13 protein-coding genes are annotated in these 14102 nt (G+C 66.5%); 5 read left to right on the plus strand and 8 right to left on the minus strand.

Translation table 11 applies throughout. From position 1 onward, the window contains the following. Positions 1-53: 53 nt before the first annotated feature. From ACLNGM_RS12915 to ACLNGM_RS12925, 3 genes are all read right to left on the minus strand, one after another. Positions 54-977 (minus strand): sialic acid TRAP transporter substrate-binding protein SiaP, encoded by a 924-nt coding sequence (locus tag ACLNGM_RS12915; protein WP_416358444.1) that lies wholly within the window; start codon positions 975-977, stop codon positions 54-56. A gap of 47 nt (positions 978-1024) precedes the next feature. Further along, positions 1025-1813: a FadR/GntR family transcriptional regulator gene (locus ACLNGM_RS12920; protein ID WP_416355222.1), complete on the minus strand. Its 789-nt coding sequence runs from the start codon at positions 1811-1813 to the stop codon at positions 1025-1027. Between the two features lie 90 nt (positions 1814-1903). Then, positions 1904-2944, minus strand: a complete 1041-nt coding sequence (locus tag ACLNGM_RS12925; protein ID WP_416355223.1) for an Ldh family oxidoreductase — start codon at positions 2942-2944, stop codon at positions 1904-1906. 169 nt (positions 2945-3113) lie between these two features. Here ACLNGM_RS12925 and ACLNGM_RS12930 point away from each other — a divergent pair, with 169 nt between their 5' ends. From ACLNGM_RS12930 to ACLNGM_RS12940, 3 genes are all read left to right on the plus strand, one after another. Continuing rightward, positions 3114-4139, plus strand: a complete 1026-nt coding sequence (locus ACLNGM_RS12930) for a hydroxyacid dehydrogenase (protein WP_416355224.1) — start codon at positions 3114-3116, stop codon at positions 4137-4139. Positions 4140-4148: 9 nt separating this feature from the next. After that, the gene (locus ACLNGM_RS12935) at positions 4149-4595 is read left to right on the plus strand and encodes an RbsD/FucU family protein (protein ID WP_416355225.1); all 447 of its coding nucleotides are present in this window, start codon (positions 4149-4151) and stop codon (positions 4593-4595) included. A gap of 124 nt (positions 4596-4719) precedes the next feature. Beyond that, entirely contained in the window at positions 4720-6474 is a 1755-nt protein-coding gene (locus ACLNGM_RS12940; protein ID WP_416355226.1) for an ABC transporter ATP-binding protein, read from the plus strand. A 17-nt stretch (positions 6475-6491) separates the two neighbouring features. On the opposite strand, the gene ACLNGM_RS12945 is transcribed toward ACLNGM_RS12940, so the two are convergent. The 4 genes from ACLNGM_RS12945 to ACLNGM_RS12960 form a co-directional block, all read right to left on the minus strand. Further along, on the minus strand, positions 6492-7523 hold the full coding sequence (locus ACLNGM_RS12945) for a carbohydrate kinase family protein (RefSeq protein WP_416355227.1): 1032 nt from the start codon (positions 7521-7523) through the stop codon (positions 6492-6494). Positions 7524-7527: 4 nt separating this feature from the next. Then, a complete protein-coding gene (locus ACLNGM_RS12950; protein ID WP_416355228.1) occupies positions 7528-8532 on the minus strand; it encodes a hypothetical protein in 1005 nt (334 codons plus the stop codon). 43 nt (positions 8533-8575) lie between these two features. Further along, the gene (locus tag ACLNGM_RS12955) at positions 8576-9625 is read right to left on the minus strand and encodes an ABC transporter permease (protein WP_090964127.1); all 1050 of its coding nucleotides are present in this window, start codon (positions 9623-9625) and stop codon (positions 8576-8578) included. 113 nt (positions 9626-9738) lie between these two features. Further along, positions 9739-10779: a substrate-binding domain-containing protein gene (locus ACLNGM_RS12960; protein ID WP_416358445.1), complete on the minus strand. Its 1041-nt coding sequence runs from the start codon at positions 10777-10779 to the stop codon at positions 9739-9741. A gap of 506 nt (positions 10780-11285) precedes the next feature. Between ACLNGM_RS12960 and ACLNGM_RS12965 the strand changes: the two genes are divergently transcribed. Both ACLNGM_RS12965 and ACLNGM_RS12970 read left to right on the plus strand, forming a co-directional pair. Next, positions 11286-12263: a malate dehydrogenase gene (locus ACLNGM_RS12965; RefSeq protein WP_055883630.1), complete on the plus strand. Its 978-nt coding sequence runs from the start codon at positions 11286-11288 to the stop codon at positions 12261-12263. Between the two features lie 216 nt (positions 12264-12479). Then, entirely contained in the window at positions 12480-13076 is a 597-nt protein-coding gene (locus ACLNGM_RS12970; protein ID WP_416355229.1) for a cell wall hydrolase, read from the plus strand. Between the two features lie 7 nt (positions 13077-13083). Here the strand turns inward: ACLNGM_RS12970 and ACLNGM_RS12975 are convergent, their stop codons facing one another. After that, entirely contained in the window at positions 13084-13932 is an 849-nt protein-coding gene (locus ACLNGM_RS12975; RefSeq protein ID WP_416355230.1) for an oxidoreductase, read from the minus strand. Positions 13933-14102 lie beyond the last annotated feature (170 nt).

Here is a 14102-nt window from a genome sequence, read left to right on the forward strand (position 1 = left end):
GGAGATGGGAGAACCGCCGCGCCCCGGTCGGGGGCGCGGCGGACCATCAAGATTTACTGGACGGCGCGGATCGCGTCGTAATCCGCCTGCCGGTAGCCGTAGGTCTCGAGCGGCGCCTTCTCGAGCACGTTCTTCTCGAAGTCCGCCTTGTCGACCTCCACCACGTTCAGCCCCTTGTCCTTGAAGGTCTGCACGAGGTCGGCCTCGCGCTGCTGCACGATCTTGGTGGCGCGCTCGGCGGCCTCCAGCATCACGTCGGTGAAAATCTTCTTGTCCTCGTCGGACAGCGAGGCCCAGCGGCTCTGCGAGACCACCGTGTTGAGGTGGTCGACGATATGGCCGGTGAGAGCGATCGTCTTCTGCACCTCGTAGAACTTCTTCGCCTCGATCGCCGTCAGCGGGTTCTCCTGCGCCTCAACGGTGCCGTTCTGGAGCGCGAGATAGACCTCGGCGAAGGCGATCGGCGCGGTGTTGGCGCCGCAGGCGCGCGGCATCGCGAGATAGGCCGGCACGTCCGGCACGCGCATCTTGAGGCCCGCGAGATCGGCGCAGGACTTGATGTCCTTGTTCGCCGTCGTGTGGCGCGTGCCGTAATAGGTCACGGCCGTGATGTGATGGCCGGATTCCTCCTCGTAGCCCTTGGCCAGTTCGCGGAAGATGTCGCTCTTGGTATAGGCGAGGAGGTGCTCCGGGTTGCGAAAGATATAGGGATAGTAGGTGACGCCGATCGGCGTGAACTCGCGAGAGGCGAAGCTCGAGCCGGAGATGATGACGTCGACGGTGCCGAGCGTCAGGCCCTGGTTGAGATCGGCTTCCTTGCCGAGCTGCGAGGCGGGGAAGACGTTGATCTCGTAGCGCCCGTCGGTCCGCTTCTTGATCTCCTCGGCCGCCCAGACGGACTCGGTGTGGAAGGGCTCGGTCACCTCGTAGACGTGGCCCCATGTCAGTTTGGTCTGCGCAAGCGCCGTGCCCGACATCAGCGTGGCCACGGCGAGGGCGGCGAGCGCCCAGGGTGTCTTCGTCCTCATGCGTCGTTCCTCCCGTTGGACCCGGCGCCGGCCTTTGTCGCGCGCCGTGTTGCAGGCGTGGCCGGCGTCCTCCCGCCGGCCTTCCCGATACCGGCGTCCTCGCCGAAACTGTGCTGGAAACGGATCTGCGACTGGCGAAGGTGCTGTCGCATCGCGTCCTCGGCCGCCGCAGGATCGCCGCCTGCGATCGCATCGCGCACGGTGCGATGCTCGGCATAGGCGACCCGCCAGGTCTGTCCGGTCTCGAAATACTCCGACAGCCGGGCGAAGTACGGCGTCATCCGCTGGTCGAAGAGCTCGCCGATGAAGCGCGTGATGACCGCATTGCCGAGGATGCCGGCGACGGCCACGTGAAATTCCCGGTCCACGGCGATCGTCTCGGGCGAGGGATGGTCGCCGTTCTCCATGCGGCCGAGGATCGCATCGAGGATGCTGACGTCCGCGGCGGTGGCCTTGGCCGCAGCCTCGCGGATCAGCGCGCTCTCGATCAACTCGCGCGCCCGAAGAAGCTCGAACGGCCCCTCGACCTCGTCCGCCACCGGCTCTGTGACGGGTGGCGCGGTGACGTAGATGCCGGAGCCGACCCGGATCCGGATGCGTCCTTCGACTTCGAGCGCGATCAGCGCCTCGCGCACCGTCGGGCGCGAGATGCCGAGGCGCTCGGCCAACTCGCGTTCGGTCGGCAGGCGATCGCCGACCCCGTACTCACCGGATTCGATGAGGAGCCGCAACTGGTCCGCGACCTGACGGTAGAGGCGACGCGGCTCGATGACCTTGAGGGGCATGATGCGATGCCCTCCCAAGCCTCGCGCTGGCCAATTGATCTGACCAATTGGCCAGAGTGTGGCTGCGAGCGCCTGTCGCGTCAAGTCGCGTTAGGCCGGATCGCTCAAGCCGAGAAAACGCGCCGTGTCCGGATCGACCGGAATGCCTTCCGCCGCGCGACGTGTCTCGACGTCCCATTCGCGATCGCCCGGCGCCATCACCTTGCCGCCTTCGACCGGCAAGACGGACCGCAGGGCATCGAGATAGCGGCGCATTCCGTCGGCGAAGAGCGCGGCGCCGGCAAAGCGCTCCGGGTCGATCGCGAGGAAGAAATGGCCCATGTTGCGCGGCGTCGAGACATCGACGTCCCCGACCATGGGGATGAACTCGTGGTCCAGCGTCGTGCCGTTGAGAATGCCGGTGAGGAGCGTTGCGACTCCTGCCAGCGCGGCGCCCTTGAAGCCATATCCCTCTCCACCGAGGGGCAGGAGCATCTCGGCCGCGTGCGGATCGCGCGTCGCGTGTCCGGATGTGTCGGCCGCGACGCCCTCGGGCAGGGTCTGCGCCAGCGACCGATAGAGGAGCACTCGGTTCATGGGGATCGACGAGGTCGCCATGTCGAGGAGCCAGGGCTTCTCGCCGGCGACGGGCGCTGCGAAGGCAAGGGGGTTCGTGCCGTGGAAGGCCTTCGTTCCGTCGAACAGACCGACCACCGAGTCCGTGTTGGTGGTCGCGAATCCGATCATCCCGGCGTCCGCGATCGCCACCGCATAGGCACCCGCAGCGCCGAGATGTGAGGAACGGACCGCCCCCACGGCGCCGATCCCGCTTTCACGCGCTAGTTCGACCGCAAAGGCGGCGGCGCGGTAGCTGGTGAGGTGTCCGAGTCCGTTGTCGCCGTCCACCGTTCCGGTTGCCGCCGCCGTGCGCTTGACCGTCACGTTGGGGCGCGGGTTGACCCTGCCGCCCGCCATCACCTTGCAGTAATGCGGGACCAGTCGGACGCCGTGGCTGTCCACGCCGACGCGCGAGGCGTGCATCAGCGCGCGGGTCGTCGCGTCGACTGATTCGTCCGATGCGCCGGCGCCTAGGAGTGCCGCCCTGACGCTGGCCTCGAGTTGGGTTGCGTCGACCAGAATGGCGCTCGTCATGTCCGTATCCTCCCGATGGTGCCGAAGATTCCCGCGTAGCGCGATCGCCCGGCGCAGCGCAAACGCTGCGATCATGGGGACGAGCGGAGAAGACGTTTGAGATCATGTGCGTTCGCCTCTATCGGAAGCACGAAGAGGCCGCGCCGTTGCCGGGCCTCCGGGAGGACGAATGAGCGAACGGCCCCTGGTGATCGTCGCGCCGCATCCGCGCGATCTCGACATGATCTTCACGCCTGACGCGCTTTGGGAGTTCCGCGAGCGCTACGAACTCGTCGAGACGACAAGCGGGGAGATCGACGCGTTGCCCACCGACGTTCTGGCACGCGCGCGATACCTCGTCGGTCAGCCCGACATTTCGGATGCTTTGCTGGCGGCGATGACGAACCTTCGGGCTATCGTCAACGTCGAGGGCAACTTCACCGACAACATGCCCTATGCCACCTGCTTCGAGCGTGGGATCCACGTCCTGATCACCAGCTCGGTGTTCGCCGAGCCGGTGGCCGAGATGGGCCTCGGCATGGCGCTCTCGCTGCACCGGCAGATCGCAAAAGCCGACGCGGATTTCCGTCGCGGCGAGGAGGTGTGGGGCCTCGACGGCAACGGTTCGGCCCAGCTCCTGACCGGCTCGCGCATCGGCATCGTCGGTTTCGGCGATCTCGGCCGCTGCCTCAACCGGCTGCTCGCCGGCTTCCGGGCGAAGGTGCGCGTCTATGATCCCTGGCTGCCTGCCTCGACCATTACCGATCAGGGCGCCAAGGCGACCGCGCTCGATGATATTCTCGCCAGGTCCGACACGGTGTTCGTAACGGCCTCGGTCACCGCGGACAACCAGCACCTCTTCGACGCCAGGGCCTTCGCCTCGATGAAGCCGGGTGCAGCGTTCGTCCTCCTCAGCCGCGCCGGGATCGTCGATTTCGACGCGATGCGGGAGGCGGCCGCGAGCGGGCACATCAAGGTCGCGACCGACGTGTTCCCCGAGGAGCCGCCGGCGGCGGACGATCCGGTCCGGAGTACGCCGAACATGATCCTGTCCGCCCATCGCGCCGGCGCGCTCGATCGAGTCTTCAAGCGGATGGGCGATATCCTTCTCGATGATCTCGAACTGATGGACGCAGGCCTTCCCCCGGTGCGCGCCCGCCGCGCCGAGCGCGAAACCGTCCGCCGCATGCGCTCCAAACCCGTATCGAAAAGCTGAGGTGCTTCCATGCTGAAGAACATTCCGTCCATCATCACGGCCGAACTCCTCACCATCCTTGCCGAGATGGGACACGGCGACGATCTCGTGCTGGTCGATCGGAACTATCCCGCCGAATCGACCGCTGCCGAGACGGTCACGGGCACATGCGTCCAGCTGTCCGGCGTCGGCACGACGGAGGCAGCACGCGCCATCCTGTCGCTTCTCCCGCTCGACTCCTATGTCGACGCGCCGGTGCGCCTGATGGCGGTGGTCGGCGATCCCGACGCCGTGCCCGAGGTGCACAGCGAGATGCAGGAGGTCGTCAACGCGGCCGAGGGGAAGGCCATCACCATCGAGCGCGTCGAGCGCTTCGCCTTCTACGATGTGGCCAAGAGCGCCTACGCCGTCGTGCGGACCAGCGAGGCGAGGCCGCACGGCTGCTTCATCTTCAAGAAGGGTGTCATCTTCGACTGATGTCATCGGTGGAAATTTGACGCCGGAAGTCAGGTTTCCTACAGCAAGCGCGAGGGGCCTTCGGGTCCGCAATAAGGAGACCGGGCGTCGGCCAACCATGGTGCGCCCGGCTCATGAGGATGCCATGCTCGCGCGTTTCTTTTCCTACTACGCCCCCTGGCGCGGGCTTTTCCTGCTCGACTTCTCCTGCGCCGTGCTGGCCGGTCTTCTCGAACTCGGCTTTCCCATCGCGGTGAAAGTCTTCGTCGACGACCTTCTCCCCAGCGGCAACTGGGGGCTGATCGTCCTCGCCTCGGCCGGACTGCTGGCGATCTACGTCCTCAACACCGGTCTGATGGCGGTGGTCACCTACTGGGGCCACATGCTCGGCATCAACATCGAGACCGAGATGCGGCGCAAAGCGTTCGAGCATCTTCAGACGCTGTCGTTCGGCTTTTTCGACAACCAGAAGACCGGCCATCTCGTAGCCCGCCTGACCAAGGATCTCGAAGAGATCGGCGAGGTGGCCCATCATGGGCCGGAAGACCTCTTCATCGCCGTGATGACCTTCATCGGCGCCTTCTTCCTGATGCTCGCCGTGCATGTCGAACTGGCGTTGATCACGGCCGTCGTGGTGCCGGTCGGCTCCTGGGTCACGACCCGATACGGCAGCCGCATGACCGCGACGTGGCAGGCGATCTACGGCTCGATCGGCGACTTCAACGCACGTATCGAGGAGAATGTCGGCGGCATCCGCGTCGTGAAGAGCTTCGCCAACGAGGAGCACGAGCGCGCGCTCTTTGCCCGCAATAACGTGGGCTATCGCGCCCGAAAGCTCGACGCCTACCGGATCATGGCGATCAGCCAGTCGCTGAACTACCTGACCATGCGCCTGACGCAGGTCATCGTGATGCTGGCCGGTACCTGGTACGTCATGAAGGGCGAGCTGAGCTACGGCGGCTTCGTCGGCTTCCTGCTCCTCGTCGGCGTCTTCTTCCGCCCGGTCGAGAAGATCGCGGCCGTTCTGGAGACCTATCCGAAGGGCATCGCGGGCTTCCGCCGCTATACCGACTTCCTCGACACCAAGCCCGAGATCGCCGATGCGCCGGGTGCGCGCACGCTGACGGGTGTCACTGGCGCCATCGCCTTTCGGGACGTCCGTTTCGCGTACGAGGACTCCCGTCCTGTCCTGAAGGGGATTGACCTCGAAATCCGAGCCGGCGAGACGGTCGCCTTCGTCGGTCCGTCCGGCGCCGGCAAGACCACGATCTGCTCGCTGGTCCCGCGCTTTTACGACGTCAGCGCCGGCGCGATCCTCGTCGACGGGCAGGACATTCGTTCCCTGGCGCTGGCCTCGCTGCGCCGTCACATCGGCATCGTGCAGCAGGATGTCTTTCTGTTCGGCGGGACGGTGCGCGAGAACGTCGCCTATGGGCGACTTGATGCCAGCGAGGCGGAGATCGCTGAAGCCATCGAGCGCGCGCACCTCACCGAGACCATCGCGGCCCTGCCGGACGGGCTGGATACGGTCGTCGGCGAACGTGGCGTCAAGCTGTCGGGCGGGCAGAAGCAGCGCCTGTCGATCGCGCGCATGTTCTTGAAGAACCCGGAGATCCTCATCCTCGACGAGGCGACGTCGGCGCTCGACACCGAGACCGAGCGGGCGATCCAGACGTCGCTCGCCGAACTCGCCAAGGGGCGAACGACGCTCGTCATCGCCCATCGCCTGTCCACCATCCGACACGCCGATCGCATCGCGGTGGTCGTTGATGGCCGGATCGCGGAACTTGGCAGCCATGCCGAACTGATGGCTCTCGGCGGCGCCTACCGGCGCCTGAACGACGCGCAGGAACGCCTTCACGGTGGCGTCGGAATGGAGGAGCGCCCGGCAGCCGAGTAGCCGCCGGACCCCGATCCTCAGGCGGCCGGCATCGAGCGCCAGCCCCAGCCGTCCGCGAGGGCGAGGCACCGCTCGGCCGTCTCGACGCTTCCGGTGGTGCCGACGCTGCGGAGCGAGGCCGCTGCGCTGGCATGGGCCAGTTTCAGGCAGCCCGGTACCGGTCGGGCCTCGTGGTACCCATACATGAAGCCCGCTGCGAACGCGTCGCCCGCACCGTTGGCACCGCGAACCTCGGACTGCGGTACGTTGACCGAGGGGTGGCGGTAGACCGCCCCGTCCCGCGTGAAGGCGATCGCCGCCCGCGGAAAGTGGATGGCCAGCACCTTGACCGCGCTGCGCTCCATGATCTGGCGCCCCGCCGCCTCGCAGGCCGCGATGTCGGTCTCGCCGTCGCGCGTCGTCTGCGTGCCGGTGATCGCGCCGATCTCGTAGTCGTTGATGACGAGCGTATCGAGATGGGGCAAGCATGGCTCGGCGAGTTCGCGCAGGCGCTCCGGTGCGATCTGCAGCAGCTCGAAGTTGGTCTCGAGGCCCGCTGCGCGCGCTGTCTTCAGCGTCGCCACCCAGCCATTCACCTCGCCCTTCCAGGCATTGTCCATCACGTCGTGGATACCCGGCAGGCCGAGGTGGAAGATGCGGGCCGAGGTGCCTGCGAAGTCGAAGTGGTCAGGCGAGAGGAGGGCGCTCGTGCCCTGGTGGAAGATGTGCGTGCGCTTGCCGGTGTCGCGCGCGCTGTAGGCGTCGGTGTAGTTGGTCCGGCCGCCCGCGATCACCCGCATGCCGGTGCGGTCGATGCCGTTATCGTCGGCATAGCGCAGCAGGATGCGGCCGTCCTCGTCGTCGCCGACGCAGCCGATGGTCGCCACCGGCATCGACGGGTCCAGCCGCCGGATGTCGATGCCGAAGTTGCAGGCCGATCCGCCGCCCTCGACGCTTTCCTCGAGAATGCGCGTGACGGTTTCCTCGACCGGCCAGCGGTCGAGGAGCTTGTTGTGGTCGGCGCACCAGGTTCCCCCGGTCAGGAAGCCGCGCCGCTGCACTGCGGACATGGGGTCAGGCTCCCATCTTCAGCGACGGATCGGTGATCTCGAGATCCTGCTCGAGCGACTTCTTGGGCCGGATGCCGTTCTTCTGCAGGTGGTCGTGGTAGGCCTTCGTCGCCTCTTCCGAGGAGACGTCGTCCTCGATTACCGAGCGCATGGCGCGCACGATGGCCTTGGAGTCCTCGGCGAAGAAAATCTTCCGGCCGAACAGGGCGACCCGCGCGCCGTACTTCTCGGCCTGCTTCACCATTTCCAGCGTATCGCGGTTGGTGGACGAGGCGCCGCCGAGGATGCCGACGATCAGGTTGCCGGGGTCGAACGAGGCGAGCTCCTCCGTCGCCTTCGGGCCATTATAGACGACCTTCAGAAACTCCGGCCGGTCGTGCTTCGAAACGCCGGCGAGGATCTTGGCGATGAAGTCGTTGTTGTAGGTGTAGAAGTCCGAGCCGGGCGCCTTCACCTCGAACTGCGGATTGAACACTTCGAGGAAGTGCCGAACGCCGGCCGCCGACGCCTCGTCGCGGAACTTGGCGTAGGCCTCGATCGTGCGCAGGTCCTGGTCCAGCTCGTTGAAGAAGGTCACGGCGTAGAGGCCGAGGTCGGAGACCGGCTTGACCCGGTCGAGGCGCGCCGTGCGGAAAGGCACGGTCGGCAGGTGCTTGTAGTTGGCGCCGCGCCAGTGCCAGATGTCGCTGCCGTCGTTGAGGCGTACGGCGGACGTGACGTCCGTATCGGCGTAGATCCCGCGCGACGCCAGGTGCTCGGCCGAGGACAGCGACGTCAGCATGATGTCGACGAGGCCCGACTTCACCATCTCCTCCATCGCATCGCGATAGACCTTGAGCGGGCGCATCTTGCCCGTCGGCTTGCCGTCGGCATCGTGCTCCGGGCCGGAGACGCCGACGCCGAGTGCCATGTCGCCGTCCTTGGCATCGGCGATGATGAAGTCCTTGGGCGTGTATTTGCCGCGCCGAATGCGGGCGAGCTTGAGGTCCATGGTCTTGGCGGTGTTCATGGCGATGGGCTCCGAAGAATGCGAATGAGCGGGCGAAGGGTGGTCAGGCCGAGACCTTGCGGATCCACTGATCCAGGCCGACGGCGACGATGATGAGGATGCCGACCGCGAACTCCTGCCAGAGGGCGTCGAGGCCGGAGAGGGCGAGGCCGTTGCGGAACACGCCCACGATCAGCGCCCCGATGAGCGTGCCGACGATCGAGCCGCGCCCGCCGAAGAGCGAGGTGCCGCCGATCACCACGGCAGTGATGGAGTCGAGGTTCGCCTGCCCCCCCGAGGTGGGGCTGATGGCGCCGACGCGGCCGATCAGGACCCAGGCCCCGAGGGCGCAGATGACGCCCGACAGCGAGTAGACGGCGAGCAGCACGCGGCGCGTGTCGATGCCCGAGAGGCGCGCGGCTTCCGGGTCGTCGCCGGTCGCATAGACGTGGCGTCCGAAGGCGGTGCGGTTGAGAATGTACCAGGCCACCGCGGCGACGAAGAGCGTGAACACCGTGCCGAAGGTCAGCCGCGCTCCGCCGCCCTGGATCGCGGTCGCGGTGAGCTGGAGGAACGGCGCCTCGGCGGCCACTTCCTGCGCGCGGATCGTCTGCGAGCCGCTGTACCAGAGGAAAACGGCGCCGAAGATGCTCCAGGTGCCCAGCGTGACGATGAAGGGCGGCAGCTTGACGTAGGTGATCAGGAGGCCGTTCAGGAAGCCGCAGGCGAACCCGACGCCGAGGCCGATGCAGAACGCGAGTTCCGCCGGCACGCCCATCATCACTGCCAGCCGGCCCATGACGACGGTCGCAAGGATCATGATCGCGCCGACCGAGAGGTCGATGCCCGCGGTCAGGATCACCAGCGTCTGCGCGATGCCGATCACCGCGATGATCGTCACCTGCTGCATGATCAGCGACAGGTTGAACGGCTGGAAGAAGCGCGGACCGACGATCGCGCTGAAGATCAGGAGACCGACCACCAGCACCACGAAGGGCACGATGGTCGGATACTGGTGGAGGAGGTGCTGCAGCCGACGCAGCGGCGAGCGCCGACCCTCGGCGAAATGGGCGACGGCGTCCGCGTTGTTCGCGGTCGGTTCGACGCTTGACATGATTTCCGACCCTCTCTGTGCGCCTGTCGAGACGATCGGTGCGAAAGGGGTTTTCGCACCGACCGCGTAGGCGGCGCCGCAAGCGGCGCGCGCTTGTTCTCAAGGGGAGACGATCAACCCCAGCACTTCTTGAGGGCTTCCTCGGACGTGATCGACGGGACGCCATCAACCGGCTTGTCGGTGACGAGATCGACGCCGGTGTTGAAGAAGTCGAGGCCCGGCGTCACCGCCGGCTTTTCGCCCGTCTTCTTGAAGTTGACGATGGCCTCGACGCCCTTGGAGGCCATCAGCAGCGGATACTGCATCGAGGTCGCGCCGATGACGCCCGCCTTGACGTTCTGGACGCCCGGGCAGCCGCCGTCGACCGAGGTGACGACGACGGAGCCTTCCTTGCCGGCCGCCTTAATCGCCTCGTAGGCACCGGCCGCCGTCGGCTCGTTGATCGTGTAGAAGACGTTGAGGTCGGGGTCCTTCTGGAGAAGGAGTTCGGCGCCCGTGCGCCCGCCTTCCTCGGAGCCCGCGCCCCACTGATGGCCGACGATGCGCGCGTCGTCCTCGTCGAGGTAGCGGCTCATGTCCTTCGGATCGATGCCGAAGCCCTTCATGAAGCCCTGGTCGCGCGCGACGTCGACGGTCGGCTGCGTTTCGATGGCGTCGAGGAAGCCGACCTTCGCGGTCTTCGGATCGGACACCGTCTTGGCCGCCCACTGGCCGATCAGCTCGCCGGCCTTCACATTGTCGGTGGCGAAGGTCTGGTCCGCCGAGTTGGCGGGATCGAGCGGCGTGTCGAGCGCGATGACGAGGATGCCGGCCTGACGGGCCTGCTCGAGGACCGGCACGATGGCCTTAGAGTCGCTGGCGACGATGAGGATGCCGCTGGCACCGGCCGAGATGAGGTTCTCGACGGCCGTGACCTGGCTGTCGTGATCACCGTCGAACTTGCCCGCGAAGCTCTGGAACTTGACGCCGAGCTCGGCGGCCTTCTCGCTGGCGCCCTGGCGCATCTTGGCGAAGAAGGGGTTGGCTTCGGTCTTGGTGACGAGGCCGATCAGGATGTCGTCCTGGGCGCGCGCGGGCGCGGACGCCATGAGGCAGGCTGCGATGGCGGTGCCGGCGACGAGGCCGGCGATGCGGTGGACGGTGCTGCGCGACATCATGTTCCTCCCGTTGATGTTCGGCGGGCCCTCCTGGCCAACGCCGTTTCGCTGGCCGGGCGATTCGCCCCCGGCGATCCCTTGAGGCGGCGATCGGGCCGATCGATGCCTCGTTTCTCTTCCCCGCCGGTTCGCACCGGACGGTTTCGGCGTCTCTCTCCCCAGAGGCGCCGCGTTCGAACGGAGTAAAAGCGCGATCGATCGAAAACACAATCGTCCGATGCGCGTCGTCAGAACTTTTTGCGCAGAATTGGAATATGATGGACCTAAATCGATATGGCAGTCATACGAACCGATCCAATCCGGGGTTGGTCCGTGATCGAACTGCGCAAAATCTTCCGACCGGCGTCAGCATTCCCACAAGCCCGATGATCGAGCCCCTCGACAGACCGGCCGAAGCCGAAGTTCGGATCGTCGCGCGCAATTTCGCCGTGGATTGCCGGACCGGATCGCGCTAGGGCAGGGCCGCATGCTCGCCTCGACCGCAAGGTAGGAAAGGTTATTCCATGACGCAGCCCAAACGCATCGCCGTCACCGGCGCGGCCGGCCAGATCTGCTACTCGCTCCTGTTCCGCATCGCCAACGGCGACGTCTACGGCAAGGACACCCCCGTCGCGCTTCAGCTTCTCGACCTGCCGCAGGCCCAAAAGGCCGTGAAGGGCGTCGTGATGGAGCTTGAGGACTGCGCGTTCCCGCTCTTGCAGGACGTTGTCATCACCGACGACCCGAAGGCCGCTTTCCGCGACATCGATGCCGGGTTCTTCGTCGGCTCGCGTCCGCGCACGCAGGGCATGGAGCGCCGCGATCTCCTCAATGCCAACGCCGAGATTTTCCGCACGCAGGGTCAGGCCCTGAACGAGGGCGCCAAGCGCGACGCCAAGGTGATCGTGGTTGGCAACCCGGCCAACACGAACGCCATGATCCTGGCCGCCAACGCCAAGGACTTCCCGACCGAGAACATCACCGCGATGCTCCGGCTCGACCACAACCGCGCCCTCACGCAGTTCGCGCAGAAGGCCGGCGTCTCCGTCGACGCGATCAAGAAGTTCGTCGTGTGGGGCAACCACTCGCCGACCATGTTCGCCGACTGGACCAACGCCACGGCGGACGGCCGCAAGCTCTCCGAGGTGATCGGCGACGAGACCTGGTACAAGGAGACGCTGATCCCGACCGTCGCCAAGCGCGGCACGGCGATCATCGAGGCGCGCGGCGCGTCGTCGGCCGCCTCGGCTGCGAACGCTGCGATCGACCACATGCGCGACTGGATCCAGGGCTCGGACGGCGACTGGGTGTCGATGGGCGTGTCGTCGGACGGTTCCTACGGCATCCCCGAAGGGCTGATGGCCGGTGTGCCGGTGATCTGCGAGGGCGGCTCCTACAAGCGCGTCACCGGGCTCGAGATCGGCGACTTCCAGCGCCAGATGATCGATCGCACGGTGGCCGAGCTGTCGGAAGAGCGCGAAGCCGTTTCGGCGCTCCTCTAGTCTCTCGCCTCGTTCAGGGTCTCGAAGGGCCGCCCCGCCACCCGGCCGGGCGGCCCTTTCGCATCCGAAAGGTCTAACGCCTTCTTAAGCTTCCCGCGCGAAATTTGACCGACGTTGCAAGCGGGCCGCAGGATGTCTCGGAGCCGAAGCCTTTCCCTCATCCTCGCCCTTGGCGCGCTCGGCGTGGCCGGCGGCTGCGCGCGGATGGAGCCGCGGATGAGCGCCGAAGAGTGCCTCGCGCGCGCCATGTACTTCGAATCCAACCGCTCGTCCGAAGCCGGGATGCTGGCGGTCGGAACGGTGGTGATGAACCGGCTCGAGTCCGGCAAGTACCCGAAGTCGGTCTGCGGCGTCGTCGGGCAGAAGAACCAGTTCGCGCCCGGTGTCCTGTCCAAGCCGATGGGCAAGGGCCGGGACCTTGCGACGAGGACCGCGCGTCAGGTTCTGCGCGGGGCTCGGCATTCCGAGGTGCAGAAGGCGATGTTTTTCCACACGGCCGGTTACTCCTACCCCTACTCGAACATGCACTACGTCACGATCCAGGGCGGCAACTCCTTCTACGAGAAGCGCAAGAACGCGACGTCGACGCAGTCGATGGTGGCGGAGCGGATCGCGGCCGAGAAGGAAGGCCGTCTGCCCTTCACGCCGCCCGAGCGGGCCCTCGCCGCGGCGCAGGCACCGGCGCCTGCCGTGATGCGCGCGCCGGTTCGCGAAAGCCGCATCGCGCGGCAGATGGCGCAGCCTGCCCCGGCGGCGCCGCCTGCTCTCGACACGATGAGCATCGAGGACCTGATCCGCCAGAACGGCGGGTGAGCCGCCCTCAGGCGTCCGGGAAGTCGGCGGACAGGCTGAGGTCCTTCAGCCCTTCGATCTCGGCAAGCCGTTGCTTCAGCTTCGCCGTCACGCCGTCATAGGCGACCTTGCCGAGAACGAGGTGCCGCGGCGCCTTGTCCATCTCCGTGATGCGGATCATGGCTTCGCCCGCGCGCACGGGATCGCCGGCTTGCTTGCCGCTGATCTCGGAGGTGGACTTCAGGCGGGCGCCGGCCGTGTCGGCGTATTCGGCGATCTCGTTCGGCGTTTGGCGCAGCGAGCGACCGGCCCAATCAGTGCGGAACGGACCGGGTGCGACGCACGTCACCTGAATGCCGATCGGCGCACCTTCGGCCGCCAGCGCATCGGAGAAGCCCTCGACCGCGTGCTTCGTCGCGGCATAGTAGCCCGAACCGGGGAAACCGATGAACCCGGCCTGCGAGGTGAGGTTGAGGATCCGGCTGGACCGCTGACGGCGCATGATCGGGAGGACCGCGCGCGTCATCGCGAAGAGGCCGAAGACGTTGGCATCGAACTGCTCGCGGATCTCGGCGTCGTCGCCTTCCTCGATCGAGGCCTGGTAGCCGTAGCCTGCATTGTTGACGAGGACGTCGATCCGCCCGAACCGCTCTTCCGTCGCCTTCACGGCGGCGTCGATCGCAACGCGATCAGTCACGTCGAGCGACAGGGCCAAGACACGGTCCTCGGCGAGATCGGTCAGGCTTTGGAGGCGCGCCTTCTCGCGCGCAGTGGCGACGAGGCGCCAGCCGCGCGCGATCACCAGCTTGGCGAGTTCATGGCCGAAGCCGGTGGAGCAGCCGGTGATGAACCACACGGGGGACTCGATGGAGGACATGGGCGGGTCTTTCGATCGCGAAAAATGAAAACCGTTCGTTCGATGCCGGTATCTGGTACCACCGTGCGCGACGGCCAGCGCCATCGGGTCATCCGGCTGCTACGGCAAGCTTACTGAAACGTTTGCCGTGCTACTCGATATCGAAAGATTGGATTCAGCCGGATTTCCGC

It is taken from the genome of Aureimonas phyllosphaerae, assembly GCF_047943035.1.
Lineage (GTDB): Bacteria > Pseudomonadota > Alphaproteobacteria > Rhizobiales > Rhizobiaceae > Aureimonas > Aureimonas phyllosphaerae.